The sequence below is a fragment of the Nocardia sp. NPDC051463 genome (assembly GCF_040681975.1).
Classification (GTDB): domain Bacteria; phylum Actinomycetota; class Actinomycetes; order Mycobacteriales; family Mycobacteriaceae; genus Nocardia.
This window is the reverse complement of sequence record NZ_JBFBAB010000004.1, coordinates 134,102-156,114: the sequence shown is the minus strand read 5'-3', so window position 1 is coordinate 156,114 and position 22,013 is coordinate 134,102. Positions and strand designations below refer to the sequence as shown.

Genomic DNA, 22,013 nt, shown 5'->3' with positions numbered 1-22,013 from the left:
ACTCTGGGTACAGCTTATTTCGCGGCATTGACCAGCGCCGGGGTCAACTTGTCCAGGACGTAGGGGACCGAAAGCGTGGTCGGCTGATTGACCGCGGTGATCTCCTGGGTGGTCAGGAATACCACCGACCCCTTCTTGACCGCGGGCAGTTCGGCGTAACCGGGTAGCTGCCGGTACTTTTCGTCCATTCCCGCTGTGTAGCCGGCCAGCAGTAGGTCGGCGGAGAGCTCGTCGATCCGCTCGGGCGACAACGAGACGCGCCCCTGACTGGCGGGCAGATCGGTCAGGTTCTTCGGGATGCCGAGGCCGAGCTGGGCGAAAACTTTGCCGGAACCGTCGTTCGGGTCGGTCAGCACCATCAGCTGGGTCGGGCCGCCCAGCCAGGTGCTGGCGAAGGTCTTGCCCTTCAGCCCGGGGTTCGCCTGGGCGATGGCGGCGATTTTGCCGTCGACGTCGTCGATGATCTTGGTCGCCTCTTCGCTCCGGTGCAGCACCTTGCCGAGCGCGGTCACCAGCTCCTGCCAGGGGGTGACGATCTCCTTGCTCAAGCCGGGCAGCGTCGGGGCGATCTTGGAGAAGTCGTCGTAGTTCTTCTGATCGGCGATGAAGGTGTCGGCCAGGATCAGGTCGGGCTCCAGCGCAGCCACCTGTTCGGCGATGTTGCCGGTGGTATCCAATTTCTTGGCCGATTCCGGGATCGGTGGCTGCCACGGTGGGGCGCCCTTGGCGAGAATGGCGACGTTGTCGACGTAGGCAGTCGGCGTCACGCCGAACGCCAGTGCGGTGTCCAGCCATTGATTGCCGAGTATCACAATCTTTTTCGGTGTTCCGGTGATTGTGGTCTCGCCACGGACGTGCGCGACGGTGATGGACTCGCCGCCCGAGGCGGAGTCATCGGACGACCCGCATGCGGTGAGTCCGAGTGCCATGGCGCCGGCCAGCAGGACACCCGCCGGCCGCACCCATCTGCTGAATGTCCGCGCAGACTTCATTGTTGAACCTCCATCATCGGGAAACTTCCCAGAACCGGATCGCTGGATTCCTTCCGGGAAAATCAGCTAAGGCTAACCTATCTGCATGTTTCCGTGATGGCGTGTCGCTGCCGGTCGCGGCCGTGGGGTTAGTCGAACCACATCGGTATCTCTCGCCGTAGTCGTCGGTTACGATCACAGTGAGTTAGGCAAGCCTTGCCTTCTGGTGAGGTAGAAGCTGTGTCGACGACCGCGGCGACAGTGCGGACGCCTTCGGCGACATGCCCATTTCTCGACGCCCCGAGGATCAGGGCCTGTCAGTGACGTAGCGGACGGGCAGCGAGGCAGGAGAACGGTATGAGTGAGGGCATGGCGGAGCTAGAGGATGTACTCGCGCTCAGTCCATTGCAGGAGGGACTGCTATCGCTGTCCCAGCTGACCGGCGACGGGCAGGACGTGTACACGATCCCGTTCGTCGTCGATATCGACGGTCCGTTGGACGCGGAGCTGCTGCGGCGGTGTATCGAAACGTTGCTGCGGCGCCACCCGAATCTGCGCGCGGTGTTCTGGGATCGCGATGTGCCCAAGCCGGTCCAGCTCGTGCCCCGTCGGGTCGAGCTGCCTTGGGCCGAACGGTCCGCGCAGCTGGACGAACTCGATGCGGTGGAGGCCGAACAACGGCAGCTACCGTTCGATCTGAGCCGGGGACCTTCGGTGCGAGCCATGCTCGTGACCCTGCCTCCGGACAGCGATGGCACCGCACGGTCGCGCTTGATCATGACGATCCACCACATCCTGCTGGACGGATGGTCGCTCGGACTGCTGTTCGGCGAACTGCGTGCGCTGTATCTGGCAGGCGGCGACGCGCAGGTGCTCGCGCCGGTACGGCCCTACCGCGACTACATCGGCTGGCTCGGCGCCAAGGACATGTCGGCGGCTCGCAGCTGGTGGGCCGAACAGCTGGCAGGAGTGAGCGGTCCGCTGATGATCGCAGACGGCGGGGCAAGCATGGGTATCGCCAGGAGATCGACGGCGGCGTCCGAGGCCGAGGTCACCCGCTACGTGCTCGACGCCGCCGACACCACCCGCCTACGCGGTTGGGCCCGCGAGCACGGATTGACGCTGAACTCGGTCGTGCAATTCGCCTGGACGATACTGCTCTCCCGGCTGACCGATCGCCGCGACATCGTGTACGGCACCATCGTCACCGGACGGCCGGAGCAGATCGCCGGGGTCGAACGCATGATCGGCCTGTTCCTCAACACCATCCCGGTGGTGTTCCAGGTGGACCCGGCCGCGCCGGTCGCCGCGGAATGCGCTCGGCTGCAACGCGAATCGGCGGCGATGCGCGATGTCGGGTACTTGAGCCTTTCGGCGGTCCAACGTGCGGCAGGGCACGGTTCGATGTTCGACACGATGTTCGTCTTCCAGAACGCCCCGATGGATGACGCGGTCACCACCAGCACCGCAGGCGCGGTCACCTTCCGGCCGCTGATGAGCAAGAATCTCACGCACTATCCGCTCACTGTGGTCTCGCATGTGTTCGGTGACGAACTCGCCGTCGTCGTCGAAGCCATGCGTGAGTCGGTGCCCTATCTGCCCGACGATATCGGTGCCGCCATGCTGGCCGTGCTGCGTCGACTACCCGATAGCGCGGATGCGCGCATCGATGACCTCGACGTGTCCCCGGACTCGGCGCATGCGGCGTCGCCGGTTTTCGATGTCACCGCCGAACTTCCCGACCGTGATTCGGAATCAACGATTTTCGAGTTGTTCGAGCGTCAGATGGCCGCGACCCCGGATGGGGTGGCGCTCACCACGGACGCCGAGAGCACCACCTATCGTGAGCTGTACGACGAGGCGACCCGGCTGGCTGGTGCACTCGTGGCGCGCGGTATCGGCCCGGAAGATGTCGTGGCCGTGTACCTGCCGCGCAGTCCGCGCTCGATCGTCGCGATCCTGGCGACGCTCGCCGCCGGTGCGGCCTACGTGCCCGTCGATGTAGCGCTGCCCGCGGCTCGTGTCGAGTCCATCCTGCGACAGGCCCGCCCGAAGCTGGTGTTCGTCGCCGACGGCTACGGTGCGAATCTGGACTCGACGACCGTGCTCGATCTCGACGTTCCGGATACCGAGGCCACGCTCTCCCGCCGGCACGCGACAGCGCTCGAGCATCGACGGCACCCCTCGCACAGCGCCTACATCATCTTCACCTCCGGCTCGACCGGTGAGCCGAAGGGGGTGGTGAACACCAATGCCGCCCTGGTCAGTTACTTTGCCGACCACCGGAACCGGGTGTATCGGCCTGCGGTGGCCCGGCTCGGGCGTGCGCTACGGATCGCCCACGCCTGGTCGTTGAGCTTCGACGCCTCCTGGCAACCGTTGGTCGGACTACTCGACGGTCACCACATTCACCTGTTCGACGATGCGGCCATGCGCGATGCGCACCGGCTGGTCGACGGGATGCGACGCCACGGCATCGACATGATCGATACGACACCGTCGATGTTCCGGCAGCTCGGTGCCGCGGGACTGCTGGATCGGGCGCCCGCTGTGCTCGCTCTCGGTGGTGAGGCCATCGATACCCAACTGTGGAACCACCTGCGTGCCTTGCCCGATGTCGCGGTGCACAACTGCTACGGCCCGACCGAAACAACGGTCGAGGCGGTTGTCGCCGAGGTGACGACGCCAGGGGCCGTCGGCCCGGATGCGCCGACCATCGGCCGCCCGACTGCCGGAATGTCGGCCTATGTCCTCGATTCCAGGTTGCGTCCGGTTCCGGTCGGCGCGATCGGCGAGCTGTACCTGGCCGGAGCCCAGCTGGCGCGCGGCTACGTCGATCGCTCCGGGATGACGGCGGGCCGTTTCACCGCCGATCCCTTCGTGGGTGGCAGGCGAATGTATCGCACCGGGGATCTGGTGCGCAGACTTCCCGAGGGCGGGCTCGGGTACCTGGGGCGGGCCGACGACCAGGTCAAGATCCGTGGCTACCGCATCGAGATCGGTGAGGTCGAGACGGCGCTGCGGAACCTGCCCGGCATCGCCGCCGCCGCCGCGACGGTGGTGCGCCGTGGCGACGCGGTGAGTCTTGTCGGTTTCGTGGTCGGCGTCCCCGGGCGCGTCATCGATCCGGTCGGTCTGCGGTCCGTGCTCGCGGATCGTCTGCCCGCCTACATGATTCCCGCACGGTTGGTGGTGCAGCCGCGACTTCCGGTGAACGCCAACGGCAAACTCGACGTGCGCGCACTCGCCGATATCGCCGAGCGGGCGCTCAGCGCGGCCGGTGCGGCGGGTGCCGCGACCGAACCGAGTACCGCGACCGAACGCACCCTGTCCGTGGTGCTCGGTGCGGTGTTCGACGGCCGCGCTCCCGGGGTGGACGAGGACTTCTTCGCGCTCGGCATGGACAGCATCGTGGCGATCTCGATGGTGAATCAGGCGCGTCGCAACGGTCTCGCGATCGATGTGCGAATGGTGCTGGCGGCGCCGACTATTCGAGATCTCGCCGCGGGGATCGATCGGCATGCGGACGAGGTCGCGTCCCGGCCGACACCCGATGCGGACTTGGGGCCGGTGCCGCCGCTGCCGATCGTCTCCTGGATGTTCGGACAGCCACATTTCCGGCGTCTTTCCCAGCATGTCCTGCTCATGCTGCCCGATGGCATGTCTTTAGCCGATCTCGAGGCGGTGTTGCAGGCCATGCTCGACGGACACGACACCCTGCGGTCCAGGCTCGACGATACCGCCGACGGCCTGCGGTTGGTCACTCGTGAGCCTGGTTGTGTTCGGGCGGCCGATATTCTCACGGAGTTCGAATTCGAGGGTGCTGCGGAAACTTTCGGCGACACACTGGCCTCGGTCAGTCGTGAGGCGATCGATGGGCTGCGGCCGCGCGCAGGAGACATGGTGCGCGCGGTGTGGCTACGCGGCGCCCCCGACGGTGACCTGCTGTTCCTGACCATCCATCATGTGGCGCTGGATGTGGTTTCCTGGAGCATTCTGATGGCCGATCTGGCAGCGGCCTGGGATCAGGTCGTTTCCGGTGCGATGCCGAAGGTTTCGGCCGAGCCCACGTCCTATCGCCGGTGGTCCCAATTGATGTGGCAGCGGGCCGAGACACCGGAGGTCCTCGCCCAGCGCGACTACTGGCTGGAGCAGGTGAGCGGCCCCGATCCTGCGATCGGCCGTCGTAAGCCCGAGCCCGCCGATACCTGGTCCACCTTGCGGCTCACCTCCTCCGCGCTGTCGGTGCCGACTACGGCAGGGATTACGCACACCCTGAGCAGGACAGGCGGTGTTCGGGAGTTCCTGCTGTCGGCGTTGACGATGACGCTGGTCTCCTGGCGGCGTGAACGCGGCCAGGACCATGAGGGTGGGGCGTTCATCGGCATGGAAAGCCACGGTCGCGCCGATGCGATCGTCGGGGCCGATACCTCCGGCACTGTGGGCTGGTTCTCGACCACCTATCCGGTCCGGCTCGGGGTCGGGGATCGTGCGATCGATGTGGAACGTGCCGAAGCCGATCCGCGGCTGGCCCGCGCGTTGCTGGATTCCGTTGTCGCGCATATCGGATCCGTGCCGGAGCAAGGGCTCGACTTCGGTTTGCTGCACTCGGTTCTCGGCGTGCCCGAACTCGTTGATTCTCCCGGACCCGAGGTCGAATTCAACTACCTGGGTCGGGTCGATCTCGGCGGGCACGGCGATCGGACCTGGTCGATGATCACTGATCAGGAGCTGACCGGGGTGATGCCGATCGCGCCGGAACCCGATCTGCCACTGCGCTATTCCCTCGGGCTCATCGCCGCTGTCCACACCACGGCGGCGGGTCCACAGCTCATGGCTACCTGGCGGTGGAGCGATGTGCTGTTCGCGCAGTCCGATATCGACCGCATCGGCCAACTCTGGGAGCGCAGTGTCGCGGTCCTTATCGAAGCAGCGGGTCATCCGTCCAGCTAGTTATGATAGCCTTACCTAATGTCTGCCGGGATGTACTGCGGTGGAACAAGTATCGATCGGTTCGCGAATTTGCTGCCGTTGTGTTGTCGACGGGAGCATTCGAAAGTGGGTAGCACTATGCAGCATAAGCCGGGATGGATCAGGAAGTTTCACAAGCCGGATTCGCCTGATCGGCTGCCGCTGCTTATTTTTCCGCACGCCGGAGCCGGTGCTTCCGCATACCGGAATCTTTCGAAAGCATTCAGCGAGAATTACGACGTCATCATCTTTCAGTATCCGGGGCGTCAAGACCGTGCGAACGAGCCGGCCGAAACTTCGCTATCCGGCCTTGCCGCAGGCGCTTTCGCGGAATTTCGTCTGTCGGCCCACAACCGCGACGTGCCGATAGTGGTATTCGGGCACAGCATGGGCGCTCTCGTCTCCTTCGAATTCGTCCGGCTCGCCGCTGCCGCGGGCATCGAGGTGCGCCAGCTCACGGTGTCGGCGGCCGTCGCGCCCTCCAGGGCGGCGTATCGGAAGCCGACGCCCGAGGACGACGACGAACTGCTCGACCACCTCATCATGCTCGAGGGCATCAATTCCGATGTCCTGGCGAGCCGCGAGATCATTCGGCTGTCGTTGCCTGCCATCAAGGCCGACCACCGCGCCTCCGAGGCGTACACCTGCCCGGAATCGGTCCGAGTCGGCACCAGGATCCACGCCATCGGCGGTGATCGGGACCCCATTGTCTCGATGGCGGATCTGCACGGCTGGCATCAGCACGCCGACGACGTCGAAGTAACGATGTTCGAGGGCGGGCATTTCTATCTGAACAATCACGTCGATGCCGTCGCCGAATTGCTGGCGAAACAAGCGCAGCCCGGATCGACGGTATGAGATCAAGAGGATCAGCGGTGACATCAGTAACGGCGCGGGACGTCGATCACATCGTCATTTCCGGGATGGCGGTCGAGGCGCCCGGCGGAATCGATAGTCCGAGTTCGTTCTGGTCCGCACTCGCGGCATCCGAGGAATTGATCAGGCCATTCCCGCGTGATCGCGGCTGGCCGATCGACGACCTCATGTCGGTATCCGATATCGACGGGTGGAGCAATGTCTGCGATGCCGGCGGATTCCTCGAAGGCGCAACCGAATTCGACCCGGCATTCTTCGGTATCGGACAACGCGAAGCTATCGTGACCGATCCGCAGCAGCGGGTGGCGTTGCGGGTGGCATGGCGTGCGCTCGAGAACGCGGGCATCAACCCCGGCGCCCTCGGCGGCGAGGACGCCGGCTGTTTCGTCGGCTGCTCGCCGATGGAATACGGTCCACTCGCCTCCGAGGTGAACGAGTACACCGGGCACCGGACCATCGGTTACGGATTGCTGAGCGTGGCCGGTCGGATCTCGCACTGCCTCGGTTTGACCGGACCGTCGATGACTGTCGACTCGGCCTGTGCCTCCTCCTTGACCGCCGTGCATCTGGCGGCCGCCGCGGTTCGGGACGGAGACTGCGAATGGGCGTTGGCGGGCGCGGTATGCGTCATGGGTTCTCCGATGGCCTTTTACGAATTCTCCAAGCACAATGCTTTGTCCACCGACGGGCACTGCCGCTCGTATGCCGATGACGCCACCGGCACATTGTGGAGCGAGGGCGCCGGCATGGTCGTCGTCGAACGCGAGTCGCGTGCCAGGGAACTCGGGCATCGGATCTACGGCCGCATCCTCGGTTCTCATCACAACCACAATGGCAAGGGCAAACCGATCCTGGTGCCGCGCACCGATGCCCAGGAACGGGTCATTCGCAAGACCATCGAGCGGGCGGGTATCGATCCGGCCGATGTGGGAATGATCGAAGGCCACGGCACGGCAACCAGAGCGGGCGATCCGGTCGAGCTCCTCGCGTTGCAGAACGTCTACGGTGCAACGGATTCGGGCCCGCTGCTCGGTTCGGTGAAATCCAATGTCGGTCACGCGCAGGCCGCCGCCGGAATGCTCGGCCTGATCAAGCTGCTGCTGGCGGGTAAACACGGTCGGATTCCAGCGACCCTGTTCGCCGACAACCCGACCACTCGAGTGGATTGGAACCGGTCGAGCCTGCGATTGGCCACCGAACTACAGCCATGGGAACCGACGAACGACGTCCGCTACGGCGCCGTGTCCTCGTTCGGTGCGGGGGGTGCCAATGCGCACGCGATCATCGCGATGCCCGTGTGTGAGGAGAACGACGATTTCTAGCTATCGACTGCCCGACGGATCGGTTCCGGTCCTGCTGTCGGCGGATGCCCCCGGCACGCTGTGCGCTGAGGCCGCGGCCATGCTGTCCTACGTCTCCGAACGCCCCGGGCTCGAGCCGGAGCGGATCGCCGACATGCTGTTCCGGACCAGGGTCGTGCGTCGGCACCGTGCCCTGCTCATGGTGACCGACCGTGACCAGCTCGGCGCGGCCCTACAGGCGGTGCGCAGCGGCGCCGAACACCCGCGGTTGGTGCGCTCCACCGAACCCGCCGCAGCGCGTCGGCTTGCCTATATCCTTCCTGGCCAGGGGAGTCAGCGTCCGGGTATGGGCCGGCTCTTCTACGATCGGGCGCCGGTATTCCGTGACGAGGTGGACCGCTGCGATGCGCTCTTCCGCGAGCTGTTCGGCGAATCACCGTTGACCTACTTGCTCGATGCCGATGCCGATGCCGACGCCGTTGCCGACGACAGCGCGCATATCGTCCAGCCCGCGCTGTTCACGCAGATGGTCGGACTCGGCGCGCTGTGGCGCTCGGTGGGAATCGTGCCGGAGGCCGTGGTCGGGCACAGCCAGGGCGAGATCGCCGCCGCCTATCTCGCCGGTGCGATGAGCCTTGCGGATGCGATCGTGGTCGTCGGCACGCGGGCGCATGCTGTCGACAAAATCTCCTCCGACAATTACGCGATGGCGGTCGTCGCCGCCGATCGCGACGAGTGTGAGGAACTGCTGGCCCGCCAGTCCGGCTGGGCGCAGGTTTCGGTGGTCAATTCGCCGCGCATGGTGGGGATCTCCGGTGATCGCGATACGGTGCAGACCCTCGTAGACGTGCTCGGTGAACGCGGCCGCTTCGCCCGTGTTATCCGGGTCCGCTACCCGGCGCACACCAGTATGCTCAATGAATTCCGCGATGTGATTCGCGATGCCGTGCACGACAAGCTGACCAGCTCGCACTTTCTCGACACCGATATCGCTTGCCTCGGAGCCACTCTCGGCGATGTGATCACTTCGGATCTGCCGGTCGAGGATTACTGGTTCTGGAATCTGCGCAACCCCGTTCGCTTCGACAGGGCCGTCGCCGCCGCGGTCGAGCGTGAGGTCGATACCTTCGTCGAACTCGCCGAGCATCCGACACTGCAGTTGGCGGTCGAAGAGAACCTCGCCGAGTTCGCCGCGCACCGCCCGACCATGGTGACGAGTACATCCAGCCGGACCGCGGTCGATCTGACCGAATTCACCAGGAACCTGGCCGGTCTCGCGGTCAACGATCTGAACTACCGCTGGGAATGCCTCCGCACCGAACCCGATGCGCCGGTGCGGTTGCCGCTGCCGGATTTCCCGAACGTCCAGATGAACGAGATGACGTTGTGGCTGGCGCACGATGTCACCCTCGGGAACGCCAGGGCCGGCGCCCGCGCCGACGCAGCCGCCCGGCCGCGGTCCGCCGCGGCCGAGCTGTCCGAGGTTTCGGAGCCGTCGGGAGCCCGAGCGCAGCAAGGGATCTCGGCGCCGCAGCTGCTGGTCGAGAATTGGGTTCGACTGGTGCAACGGTCGATGATGGCGCCGCGAGCACTCGGCATCGTCGACCACACCGGTGGACAAGCCGAACTTGCCACTGCGCTCTGCGCGCACGCGACAGCCCAGGGCTTGACCGCGCGACTGATCGATACGACGACAGGCGCCGGCTCAGGTGACTTCGCCGCCGTTGTGGTGTTGCTGCCCAATCTGCCCGAGATGGACGGATCGGCCGCTATCGCCGAGGTCTCGGAATTCTTCGGGCACCGGCGTTGGTGGTCCGAGCCCGATGCGGCGGTGACCGAATATTGGCTCGTGACCATCGGCGGCGAATCCGTGATCGCCGAGGACACGCCACCGCATCCTGTCCACGCCGCAGCCGGCGCCGGATTCCGCTCGGCGGGCGCGGAGTACTCCGGCATCGCCTTCCGCCACCTTGATCTGGCGCCGGCACAGGCCGGCCCGGACGCGGTCTCCGCGATCATCGGGGCGCTGCACACGGCCGATGAGCCGGAGTTGGCGCTGCGTGCGGGCAACCTCTACGCGAAGCGGCTCACCGAAGCCGATCGGACCGACATCGCGGCCCCCACGGTGCCGGACAACGTCGTGATCACCGGTGGCACCGGCAGTCTCGGACTGGAATTCTGCGAGGACCTCGTACGCCGTGGCGCACAGCGCATCGCGCTGGTCAGCAGGTCGGGTGAGACTGCGGCGGTGGCGCGGCGGTTGCGCCGGATTCGTGCGCTCGGGTCCACCGAGATCTCGGTAATGACCTGCGATATCGGTGACAGTGCTGCGGTCACGCGGCTGGCCGACCAGCTGACGGGTGCGCCCGCGCAGCTGATCATCCATGCGGCGGCAGACAATTCGAGCATCGTGGAACTCGAACTGGCGCAGATCACGCCCGAACGCGTCGATAACGCGTTGCGGGGCAAGATCGTCGGCATCGAGAATGTGCTGCGTTCGCTGACCACGACCGATGATTGCCAGGTCGTTCTGTGCTCGTCGCTGGCAGCGACCCTCGGTGGCCGCGGGACCGTGGTGTACTCGGCGGTCAACCGGATGCTCGATGCGTTCGCCGCCCGCAGCCGTGCCGCAGGCGTGCGATGCGTTTCGGTGCAGTGGGGTCAGTGGGCGGTCTTCCAGGGCCGGGGTGAGTCCGACATCGCGCAACTTGCCGAGGTCGGCTACCTTCCGATGGATTCCGCGGACGCGATCGAACTCGGGCTCGCCGGATTGCCCCACAACGCGATCGTCGCGGCGTTCGACTGGGATCGCGGTCGTTCGGTGCTCGGTGCTTTCGGCTACGGCCCGGTGTTGTCCGGACTGCGGACGCCGAGTGAGCCAGGTAGCGGGCCCACTCCGGTGGTGGCTCCCGCTCAGGCGCAGGCCGGGACCGACGTATCGGGATGGCTGGCGCGGTTGCTCGCCGAAATCATCGGCGCCGAAGATCTCGACATGATCGACAGCACCCGACCACTGGTGGCGATCGGCCTGGATTCCTTGCAGGCGTTGGAGCTGCGCCGTCGAGTGAAGAGCGAATTCGGGTACGAGTTGCCGGTCGCCGACCTCATCGGCGGGGCATCCCTCGACGACGTGGTCCGGCTCATCGGCAGTCGACCAGGAGCGGCAGTTGTGGCTGCGGCGCCCATTGATCCAGCACCGCAGCAGAACTCGGCATCCGCCGCGGCGATGCGGGCACCAGCGCCGGAATCCGCGGATCGCGTCGACCGGGCCCGGCTGGCGGCGCAACACGCCGTCACAGGTGCGCTCGATGTCGATACGTTCCGTTCCGCTCGACGCGATATGGATCTGTTCGGCTTGCACGCCATGATGGCGGCGCTGCAACCGGCATTGTCCGAACACGATTTCCGCACCGTGGACGACATCGCGACGCGACTGGAATTCGCGGACCGGCATCGATGGCTGCTGCGACAGTGGTTGCAAGCGCTCACCGAACACGGCTGCCTCGACCACGACCCGGTGCACGGTTACCGGTATCTGCGGCCGGTACCGTCGCCGATCCGGCCGGACCTGGTCGAGGTGTGCGCGGATCTCGGGTACTCGCGTCCGCTCGCGACGTTCCTGACCGCCGCCGACGACAACCTCACCGCACTGGCCCAGGACCGCATCCGCGTGCAGGAATTGCTGTTTCCCAATGGGGATATGGCCACCGCCGAGGCCGCCTACCGGGACAACCTCGGCAGCCGGTATCTGAATTTGGCTGCGGGTCGGGCTGTCGCGGATGTGGTCGACGGGTTGCGCCGGGACCGGTCGCCGGTTCGTATCCTCGAGCTCGGCGCGGGGATCGGCGGTACCTCCGACGATGTCACGGCCGCGCTGGTCGGGCTTCCGGTGGAGTACCACTTCACCGATGTGTCCACATTTTTCCTCGACGCCGCCAAGAAGCGATTCGCCGACTATCCGTGGATGCGCTACGGAATCGTCGATATGAACGCGGATCTGGCGCAGCAACCGCGCTTCGACATCGTGATCGCCGCCAATGTGCTGCACAACGCCTACGACATCGGGGTGACGCTCGGGCAGCTGCACAACCTGCTCAACCCCGGTGGCGCGGTGGTGATCATCGAGACCTGCCATGCGCATTGCCAGCTGTTGACCTCGGTGCACTTCCTCATGTCACCTCGTGCGGGGCAGCCCCACGCCGGCCTGACCGACGTGCGAGCGGGTACCGATCGGATCTTCCTGACCGAGCGTGAATGGCAGGACGAACTGCTCGCGGTGGGGCTCACCCCGACCCTCGTGCTGCCCGATGGCGACCACCCCGTCGCCATGCTCGATCAGCGTGTCTTCGTCGCTGTGCGCGGTCCGGAGGCGTGACCCGACCATGACGGACCGAATGCGGCCGCAGGCAAGGAGTGACAGCGGAATGGAGTCGGCGCTATCGTCCGGCGACAGCCGGGCAAACATCGACAAGGACGAGATCCGGTCCGCGGTAGCCGGTCAGCTCGGGATCTCGGTCGGTGAGATCGCGGATCACGACGACCTCATCCAGTTGGGACTCGACTCGATCCGCACCATGAAGCTGGCGGGCGGCTGGCGCAAGCGAGGCGCTGATATCAATTTCGCTCAGCTCGTCGCCAGCCCGACGGTGCAGTCCTGGTACGGCCTGCTGGGAGCCGAGCAGCCGCCGCAGGTCGCGCAGGCGACACCGGATATCGAGCTGGACGACGCTGCGGCGGCCGGGCAGCCGACCGTGGACGACGACGGTGCTTTCCCACTCGCCACCATGCAGCACGCGTACTGGATCGGTCGTTCGGACGAGCAGGAGCTCGGTGGCGTCGCCGCCCACCTCTACGTCGAATTCGACGGCGGCCGTATCGATCCGGTTCGGCTGGAACGCGCGGTGGCCGACCTCGTCGCGGTGCATCCGATGCTGCGCACCAGGTTCCTGCCGGACGGAACCCAGCAGACCATGCCTGCGCCGGGCAGGCCCGTATTCGCGGTGGAGGATCTGCGGGCACTGGGGCCGGACGCGGCAGCGGCAGCGTTGGCCGAGTTACGCGATCGGAAGACTCATCAGCGCCTCGCCATCGAGGACGGCCAGGTCATCGACATCACGCTGACGCTGCGCGGGGAGAACAGCACCCGGCTGCATCTGGATGTCGACATGCTCGCCGGTGACGCGATGAGCTACCGCGTGCTGATTTCCGAACTGGCCGAGCTCTATCACGGCGCGACCGTGGCCGCGCCCGGCTACAGCTACCAGCGTTATCGCACCGAACGCCCGGCGGATGCCGCCGCGCACCGACGGGACCGCGAGTGGTGGCAGCGGCGGCTGCCGGAACTGCCGGGCGCACCGGAGCTGCCGACCGTTCCGGTCGGTGACCGTAGTGCACCGCACCGCACCGTCCGCTACGACCACTGGCTCGCGCCGGAGGCCAAGCAGCGCCTACTGACCGCGGCGCATCAGCGCGGCATCACCCCGGCGATGGCATTGGCCGCGGTATTCGCCGAAACGATAGGCAATTGGTCGGCACAGAGCCGATTTCTGTTGAATGTGCCGCTGTTCCACCGGGAACCGGTGCACCCCGAGATCGATAGGGTCATCGGCGACTTCACCTCCTCGATCATGCTCGAGGTCGATGTCACCGAGAACATGTCGGTCACCGAGCGTGCCCGCGCGCTGCAGCGCGGTATGCACGAGAGTGGTGCTCACACTGCTTATTCCGGACTCGAGGTGCTGCGCGATCTCGGCAGGCACCGCGGCGAGCCGGTGCTGGCTCCCGTCGTCTACACCAGTGCGCTGAACCTGGGCGAACTGTTCGCCAATCGGGTCACCGAAACCTTCGGCGAGCCGGTGTGGATCATTTCGCAGGGGCCGCAGGTACTGCTGGATGCCCAGGTCACCGAGGTGCGTGGCGGCCTGCTGCTCAACTGGGACGTTCGCGAATCGGCGTTTCCGGCCGGCATGATCGATGCGATGTTCGCCAGGTACACCCAGGCGATCGGACGCCTCGGCGACGGGGACGCGGGCTGGAACGCGGAGGCCTCGGTGCGATTGCCGATCGCTCAGGCCGAGGTCAGGGCGTCGGTCAACGCGACAGACGGACCGGTCAGCGGCCGTTGTCTGCATCAGGGCTTTTTCGAGCACGCCGCGGCGAATCCGCTTGCGCCCGCCGTGGTGTGGGGCCTCGGAGCCGACGAGGGTAGCTGGAGTTACGGTCGGCTGGCCGCGGACGCACTCGCTGTCGCGGGCGCATTGCGCGCGGAGGGTGTGCAGCCCGGTGATGTGGTCGCCGTGCAGCTGCCGAAGGGCCGGGACCAGATTCTCGCGGTGCTCGGCGTACTCGCGGCCGGCGCCACCTACGTGCCGATCGGATTCGATCAGCCGGTCGGCAGGCGCGCCGAAATCCTCCGTACCGGAGCGGTTATCGCGGCGCTGACCGCCGACGGCGTGGACATGGGCGTACCGATCCCGTGCCTGACCATCGCCGCCGCACGCGACTACCCACATCCGTTGACCGCCCCGGTCTTCCCCGACACCGGTGACATCGCTTACGTGATCTTCACCTCGGGTTCGACCGGTGCGCCCAAAGGCGTGGACGTGCCGCATCGAGGGGCGATGAACACCATCGACGCGGTGAACGACTGGTTCGATGTCGGCAGCGCCGATCGCGTACTGGCGCTGTCCGCCCTGGAGTTCGACGCCTCGGTATACGACATCTTCGGCATGTTCTCGGTGGGCGGCTCACTCGTCGCGGTCGATCCGCAGCAGCGCGCCGAAGCGACCCGGTGGGTCGAACTGCTACGCCACCACCGGGTTTCGATCCTGAACTGTGTGCCGAGCATGCTCGATATGGTGTTGGTGATCGGCGGCGACGAGCTGGGTGATTCGCTGCGGGCAGTGACCCTCGGCGGCGACTGGGTCGGTGCCGATCTTGCCCGCAGGCTGGCCGCGCAGGTGCCGGGCTGCCGGTTCTCCGGACTCGGCGGTGCGACCGAGACGTCCATCCACAACACCATCTGCGAGGTCGTCGGGGAACCGCCCGCGCAGTGGGCGACCGTGCCATTCGGCGTTCCGCTGCGAAATGTCCGGTGCCGGGTTGTCTCGCAAACAGGCCGTGACTGCCCGGATTGGGTGCCAGGCGAATTCTGGGTCGGCGGTGCGAATGTCGCGGCCGGATACCGCAACGATCCGCAGCGCACTGCCCAGAAGTTCGTCGAGTACGACGGCATCCGGTGGTACAAAACCGGCGATATGGCCCGGTACTGGCCGGACGGCACCATCGAATTCCTGGGCCGTGCCGATCATCAGGTGCAGATCCGGGGCTACCGGGTCGAGCTCGGCGAGGTGGAGAGCGCCTTGCGCACGGTGCCCGGTGTCCGGCATGCGGTCGCCGCGGTGGTCGGCGCGAGCGCGCCCAAGCTGGTCGCCGCCGTCGCGTGCGCTGAGGGTGAGATCGGTGATATCACGGCCGTGCTCGCGGATCTGTTGCCCGGCTACATGATTCCGACCAGGGTCGAATTCCTCGAGCAGCTGCCGCTGACCGAGAACGGCAAGCTGGACCGCAGGGCCGTGATCGCGCTCTTGGAACCCGGTGCGGGCGATGGCGCCAACAGCGCTCCGCGCAACGACATCGAGTCCGCACTCGCCGATATCGTTGCCGGGGTGCTCGGCGTCGATTCGATCGGCGTGCACGATGATTTCTTCGGTCTCGGTGGTGATTCCGTGCTCGCCACCACCGTCATCGCTCGGGTACGGGAATGGCTGGAGGCCGACCACGCGTTGGTCGCCGATATGTTCGCGACGCGTACCATCGCGCGGTTGGCCGAGCGCCTCGGCCGACGGGAAGCCGACCGTGGCAACCCGGGCCGGCTGGCTGTGGTCGCGCGCCTCTATCTCGAGGTCGCGGCGATGACCGACGCGGAGGTCATGGCCGAGGCATAGCGGCGGTGGGCGAGCCGAACGGTTTCGTGGAGGCTCTATCGTTCGACCAATGAGAAAGCCGACCGCGACCGAACGCAGCTGGGCCGCCCGGCATGCCGATCGAGGCACGCGGTGATGACCGTGGCAATCCCCACCGCTCCGGCGGTGGGGATTACGGCCTCGGCCGTGCTGGTGGCGGCGCTGCGGTGGAAATTGGTCAACGACAGTGGGACCGACCGGCTGATCAATCGGGCGTTGGGTCTTGCGGGTGCCGGGATGCTGCTCGGGATCGTGACGACGGGAAGCCGGCTGGCCGGTGTTGCCACCTCGGTGGGCGCGGTGGTCGGATTCCTGACCGTCGCGAGCATCTACGGGGTCGCGCGCCTGGCCGACGGGGCGAATCCGGTGCATACTCGCCGAAGGCAACGCCGATATGACCTTGTCGCCCTGACCGGCGCCGGGCTGACGCTGCTGATCAAGGTGGCGGCCGAGCTGCACCTTGTCTCCGCGGCGACCGCGACACACGGGCAGAGCCTCGGCATGGCGCTGTCGTGTCTGCCGCTCGCCCTGTCCGGGTTTCTGGTCATGCGTGCGAGTTTCCGCGAAATACGGTGCACCGACTCGCCGCCTTCGGAACGGACCGCCTACGCCTGCCTGCTCGGCGTCGCGTCCTTCTGGATTGTTTACGCCGCGATCCTGCTGGTGCGATATTGCCGGGGGATTTCGCCGGAGGATGCGGGGGCGGGCTGGGCACTCGGTGGTTTCGTCTTCTTCGCCCTCATCGTGGCGCTACTCGGCATCCCACTGGTGCGAATGCTGTTGGTGCGCATCGGCTGGGACCGTGACAGTCGCCATTGCCGGAGGTTGCACCCGCTGTGGGCCGATCTCACCGCCGCGGTGCCGCATATCGCGTTGGCTCCGCGGGACGCGATCCACCAGGGTCCGGCGGAGCGTCGCTACCGGATGACGATCGAGATCCGTGACGCGCTGCTGCATCTGCGCAGGCAGGTCCCAGGGTCCGATGCCGACCTCGATGACATCCGCTCCCGCACATTACGTTTCGTCGACAACGCGCAGGCGGCGCTGCCCACCGCGCCCGTTGCCGCCACCGGTGCCACCTCGGCGGTGCGCCGCGAGCTGGAATCGCGTCATCTGCTGGAGCTGGCCAGGCAGTGGCCGAAGACCAAGCGCGCAACCGACCGGATTCCGCGGGTCAGTGCGTCGCAGGGGACCCTATGATCATGCTGCCGACGCTGCACTCCTCCAGTTCGTCCACCCCTGCGGCGGTGGCGAAAGCGGCGGTATCGCCGAACCCTTGGGCGCACGCGCCCAGGCCCATGGCCGTCGCTGCCAGATAGATCGTCTGCATGAGTACGCCGACATGTTTGAGCATGGCGGAATAGGCCACCTGCTCGTACGTCCACATGACCCGTCCCGAGCGCGCCGCCATGATGAGCAGTACCTGCGGATCGGCGCCGTCGGCCAGGGTTGCCGAGGTGGATTTCAACAGCCGCGATACCTCGGGCGAATTCGCGGCGGCGACGGGCCGCAGCGCGTGGTCGAACGAATCGTAGTGATACATCCCGGGTTCCAGTCCCGCGACATTGCGCACCACGGGGTAGAGCTCGAGCTCGTAGACACCGCCGCCCGACGGGTAGGGCCGCGAAACCAGTTCCTCACCTTCGGTTTCGGACCGGGTACTGCGGGTTCGTGCGGTGCGGTACAGCAGTTCGGCCAACTGGCCGAGCGTGATCGGATTCTCGTCATCGAAGGCTCGTGTCGATACCCGGTCCTCGAGCACTGCGGTCAGCGGGGGATCTTCGAGGCGTTTTGCTGCCAGGTCGGGCGTCGGAAGTGCGATCGGCTCGCCCGGGTAGTTCGGCTTGCGTGCGGGCGGCTGCGGGAACTGGCCTTTCGCCCATTTCGTCGGCCCGAAGTGTTCCCAGGTCACCACACGCTCGCCGAGCGTGCTACGACGATGGAACCAGAGATCGGGCAGACTCCAACTGCGGGTGCTGAATTCGCGGTCCTCGGCATCCTCGTCGCGGACCAGGAAACCGCACCAGTGCAGATCCTCGGTGAACTGTGATTTGACGGCGATCGGCACATTGACTTCCGCCGCGCCGAGCCCGTCGAGCAGCGCGAGCAGCCGCAGGTCATGGATGCGCAGATCACACCACGCGCGGGGATGTTCGAGCACGAAACCCCTCGAGTCCCGATGCAGTACCGCGAATTTCGACAACGTCGCCGACCAGGGGACTGGGGTCGTCGGGCGTGGGGCCGGACGCCCGAACGGTCGGATCGTGTAGAGATCGCGTCCGCCGTCTCGGACCGTCACCGCCAGCCATCCGCCGTCGGCGAGACGGTCCATCAGCCCCGCGACGTCGTCACCGCCTGCGGCGGCGGTCATTTCGGAGACCGTGGCAGGTCCCCGGTTCAAGGTCTTGAGCGCCTGTAGCTGACCGGCGGCCAGTCCCGTGAGTTTTTCGTTGCGCGGCGGATTCAGCAGCACCGCCCCGGCCGGTGTGGTCAGGCAGGTGACACCGTCACGTAGCGCGAATCTGGTCTGGTCGGGATATGTGACGGCGGGCAAAACCGCTAACCTCCGTTGGTCGAGCAGGAACTATCTGGCACGGCATGCTCGGCGTGGTCGAGTGTTCGTATACGCGGCACAGACGGGTAAGCCAAGGCTAGCCTATCTTGAATTCTGGAGGAAAGGGCGGGTTGGAGGCCGATGACAACGCCTGCACCCGCCTTGCTGACGGTGCCAACCCTGGCGTTCGTTTGCGCTGTTGTGTTCGGGCGCTGGCTTCTCGTCAACGACACAGCGGCCAACCGGCTGCTCAATCGGGTGCTGAGCTGGACCGTGGTCTCGGCAGTGATCGAGGAGCTGGGCGCCGGTACCGCATTCGCCGAGCCGACTTATCGGATCTTCCTCGGTTGTGGAGTGATGGTCGCCGCGAACCTGTACGGCCTGGTCCGGCTGTTCAACGGGGCCGACCCCGGCACGGTCGGGCAGCGGCAGCGGATCTATAACCTGCTCGCGATGCCCGCAGCGGCTGTGGTCGTGAGCATCGGAAGGCCCGGCGATCCCGCCGAGCCGGGATTCGGGTCGGTGGTGGTGTGGCTCGTTGTCAACGCGCCTGCGATGCTGTCCGCCGCGCACGTGATTCGCGCCTGTGTGCGCGAGATTCGTGCGGGGGACTCCACTCGACGCGCGCGTGCTGCGTTCGTCGCGCTGCTCGTCGCCGCGACCTTCTCGTTCTACAGCGCGTTCGTCAGCGGCCTCGACGTACTGCGCGGCGAACCGATCACCAGCCCGGGGCCGTATTGGACGGTGCCCTCCTGCGTCACGCTCGTCATGGTGACCGTGCTGACGACGATCCCGCTGGTCGGGGCGTTGCTTGCGCGCGGCGGCTTGGATCGCACCGGGCGCGATCTGCGCACCTTGCAACCGCTCTGGCGGGACCTGACCAGCGCGGTCCCCGAGGTCGTGCTGACGCCCGCCGCCGAGAGTCGGCGTGATCCGGAGTCCAGGCTCTATCGTATGGTCGTAGAGATCCGCGACGCCCTCACGCATCTGCAGCACTACGTCGCCCTCGACGCTCGGTCCGAGCAGCGCATCGATGACTACGCCCTGCAGATCGCGCGCGCGACGTACGAAAAGACGCAGCGCGCCATCCCGATTCCGGCCGTGCCCGTACGGCACCGCACGCCCCAGGTCGACCGTGATCTCACCGCGGAACTCGACCACCTGCTCGAGCTGGCGCGCAGCTGGCCGCGAGCCCGCGGTAGCGGAGCAGCTGTGGCCACCAGTTATCGGCCGGTGGGGTCGAGCGCCGATTACTGTCGTCGACGATGAATTCGGTGCTTGCTCCGCTGATGGCAACGATCACTGCAATTGCTGCGGTCGTTACCGTCGGTCGATGGATCTTCGTGCACCACACCAACATGGATCGCCTGATCAACCGCATCTGGGCCTGCTCGCCCGGGCCGGGTGAGACCGCGCGGCTCGGTGGCGCCGCCGCCTGTATCCGCTGTGGGAGGACCTGGCAATGGCGGTTCCGGAAGTCGTGCTGTCCTCGGCAGTCCAGGGTCCGAGCGAGGCACCCCCTTGATCGTTACATCAGCTAATTATATAGTTTGCGGAGCTAATATTTCTGCAAGGGGCCGCTGTGACGAATCCATCCACCGATCTCGACCTCGGCGATGTCCGAACCATCCGCCGTCGGTTGCGCTACGACCGGGACCATCCGCGCTACAAGTGGATCGTCCTCACCAACACCACCCTCGGCGTGCTGCTCACCGCGATCAATTCCTCGATCGTGCTGATCTCGCTGCCCGCCATCTTCCGCGGCATCGGTCTCAACCCGCTCGATGCGGGAAATGTCGGCTACCTGCTCTGGATTCTGATGGGGTACCTGCTGGTGACAGCCGTGCTCGTGGTGATGTTCGGGCGGCTCGGCGACATCTTCGGACGCGTGCGCATCTACAACCTCGGCTTCGCGGTGTTCGCACTCTGTGCGATCGCGCTGTCCTTCGATCCATGGGACGGCGGGGCAGGGGCGATGTGGATCATCGTCTGGAGGGTCGTGCAGGGCGTCGGTGGTGCCATGCTCATGGCCAACTCCTCGGCGATCCTGACCGACGCCTTCCCGTCGAATCAGCGCGGCACCGCGCTCGGCATCAATATGGTCGCCGCGGTGGCCGGTTCGTTCCTCGGCCTCCTTATCGGCGGCGTGCTGTCGGAGTGGGACTGGCGCGCGGTGTTCTGGGTGAGCGTCCCGATCGGCATCCTCGGCGCGATCTGGTCCTATCGGTCGCTGCACGAGGTCGGTGTGCGCGCGGCAGGCGCGGTGGACTGGGCGGGCACCGTCCTCTTCGGGCTCGGCTTGACCGCGCTGCTGACCGGCATCACCTATGGCATTCAGCCCTACGGTGGGCATGCCACGGGTTGGTACAGCCCGTGGGTGCTTTCTGCGGTGATCGGCGGCATCGTGCTGCTCGGAGTGTTCTGTGTGGTGGAGAGTCGGATCGCCGATCCGATGTTCGATCTGGCCTTGTTCCGCAACCGGGCGTTCGGCCTCGGTAACTTCGCCAATCTCATGGTCTCCATCGGCCGCGGCGGCATGCAGTTCATGCTGATCATCTGGTTGCAGGGCGTCTGGCTGCCGTTGCACGGCTACGACTTCGCATCGACGCCGCTGTGGGCAGGTATCTACCTGCTGCCGCTGACCGTGGGATTCCTTGCCGCGGGACCGCTTTCGGGCTGGCTGTCGGATCGCTACGGCGCCAGGCTGTTCACCACCGGCGGTGCTGTGATCGCGGGGCTGACCTTTCTGTTGCTGCTGGTGATCCCGGTCGACTTCGACTACTGGCTGTTCGCCGTGATCATCTTGATCAACGGAATCGGCAGCGGGTTGTTCTTCTCGCCGAACACCGCCGCGATCATGTCCAGCGTGCCCGCCGCCCAGCGCGGCGCCGCCTCCGGCATGCGCGGCACGCTGTTCAACGGTGGCAACGCCCTGTCCATGGGAATCTTCTTTTCCCTCATGGTCGTCGGACTCGCCACCGGCCTGCCCGCGGCGCTCGACTCCGGGCTGCGCGCGCAGGGAGTCTCGGCCGACGCGGCCGCCCAGCTCGCCGGTATGCCCCCGGTGGCCAGCATGTTCGCCGCCTTCCTCGGCTTCAACCCGATCCAGGAATTGCTCGGACCCTCCGGCGAATTGAGTAAGCCGGTGTCGACGCCGGCACCCTGACCGGCCAGGAGTTCTTCCCGCATCTGCTCACCGGGCCGTTCCACTCCGGTCTGATCGTCGTGTTCGTCGCGGCGGCCGTGATGATGTTCCTCGCCGCCGCGGCCTCCTATTTCGCGGGCGACAAGTACGTCCACGACGAGGGCGTCGAGCTCGCCGAGGCGGCCGCGGAGGCCGAGGTCCCGGTGCCGGTCCCGGTCCGCTGACGCTGCG

General features: G+C 66.3%; 9 protein-coding genes and 2 pseudogenes. 9 read left to right on the top strand and 2 right to left on the bottom strand.

Annotation, left to right across the window (positions count from 1 at the left end; translation table 11 throughout):
• Nucleotides 1–14 precede the first annotated feature (14 nt).
• Nucleotides 15–992, bottom strand: a complete 978-nt coding sequence (locus AB0M74_RS09245) for an ABC transporter substrate-binding protein (RefSeq protein ID WP_364903817.1) — start codon at nt 990–992, stop codon at nt 15–17.
• Between the two features lie 336 nt (nt 993–1,328).
• Between AB0M74_RS09245 and AB0M74_RS09240 the strand changes: the two genes are divergently transcribed.
• The 6 genes from AB0M74_RS09240 to AB0M74_RS09215 all read left to right on the top strand — a co-directional run bounded on the left by AB0M74_RS09240 (nt 1,329) and on the right by AB0M74_RS09215 (nt 17,283).
• Nucleotides 1,329–5,924, top strand: a complete 4,596-nt coding sequence (locus AB0M74_RS09240) for an amino acid adenylation domain-containing protein (RefSeq protein ID WP_364903814.1) — start codon at nt 1,329–1,331, stop codon at nt 5,922–5,924.
• A 117-nt stretch (nt 5,925–6,041) separates the two neighbouring features.
• On the top strand, nt 6,042–6,800 hold the full coding sequence (locus AB0M74_RS09235; RefSeq protein WP_364903811.1) for an alpha/beta fold hydrolase: 759 nt from the start codon (nt 6,042–6,044) through the stop codon (nt 6,798–6,800).
• Nucleotides 6,797–8,140 carry a polyketide synthase gene (locus AB0M74_RS09230; protein WP_364903808.1) on the top strand — a complete coding sequence of 448 codons (1,344 nt, stop codon included), beginning with the start codon at nt 6,797–6,799 and terminating at the stop codon, nt 8,138–8,140. The genes AB0M74_RS09235 and AB0M74_RS09230 overlap by 4 nt, the downstream gene beginning before the upstream one ends.
• 34 nt (nt 8,141–8,174) lie before the next feature.
• Entirely contained in the window at nt 8,175–12,494 is a 4,320-nt protein-coding gene (nbtC, locus tag AB0M74_RS09225) for a nocobactin polyketide synthase NbtC (protein WP_364904148.1), read from the top strand.
• Nucleotides 12,495–12,543: 49 nt separating this feature from the next.
• The gene (locus AB0M74_RS09220) at nt 12,544–16,065 is read left to right on the top strand and encodes an amino acid adenylation domain-containing protein (RefSeq protein ID WP_364903805.1); all 3,522 of its coding nucleotides are present in this window, start codon (nt 12,544–12,546) and stop codon (nt 16,063–16,065) included.
• A 114-nt stretch (nt 16,066–16,179) separates the two neighbouring features.
• On the top strand, nt 16,180–17,283 hold the full coding sequence (locus AB0M74_RS09215; protein ID WP_364903802.1) for a DUF6545 domain-containing protein: 1,104 nt from the start codon (nt 16,180–16,182) through the stop codon (nt 17,281–17,283).
• On the opposite strand, the gene AB0M74_RS09210 is transcribed toward AB0M74_RS09215, so the two are convergent.
• Nucleotides 17,258–18,637 (bottom strand): SagB family peptide dehydrogenase, encoded by a 1,380-nt coding sequence (locus AB0M74_RS09210; protein ID WP_364903799.1) that lies wholly within the window; start codon nt 18,635–18,637, stop codon nt 17,258–17,260. The genes AB0M74_RS09215 and AB0M74_RS09210 overlap by 26 nt on opposite strands.
• A gap of 141 nt (nt 18,638–18,778) precedes the next feature.
• Here AB0M74_RS09210 and AB0M74_RS09205 point away from each other — a divergent pair, with 141 nt between their 5' ends.
• From AB0M74_RS09205 to AB0M74_RS09195, 3 genes and pseudogenes are all read left to right on the top strand, one after another.
• The gene (locus AB0M74_RS09205) at nt 18,779–19,906 is read left to right on the top strand and encodes an MAB_1171c family putative transporter (RefSeq protein ID WP_364903796.1); all 1,128 of its coding nucleotides are present in this window, start codon (nt 18,779–18,781) and stop codon (nt 19,904–19,906) included.
• A 154-nt stretch (nt 19,907–20,060) separates the two neighbouring features.
• Nucleotides 20,061–20,162, top strand: a pseudogene (locus AB0M74_RS09200) (DUF6545 domain-containing protein); the annotation flags it as partial.
• A gap of 57 nt (nt 20,163–20,219) precedes the next feature.
• A pseudogene (locus AB0M74_RS09195) lies at nt 20,220–22,006 on the top strand (MFS transporter).
• Nucleotides 22,007–22,013 lie beyond the last annotated feature (7 nt).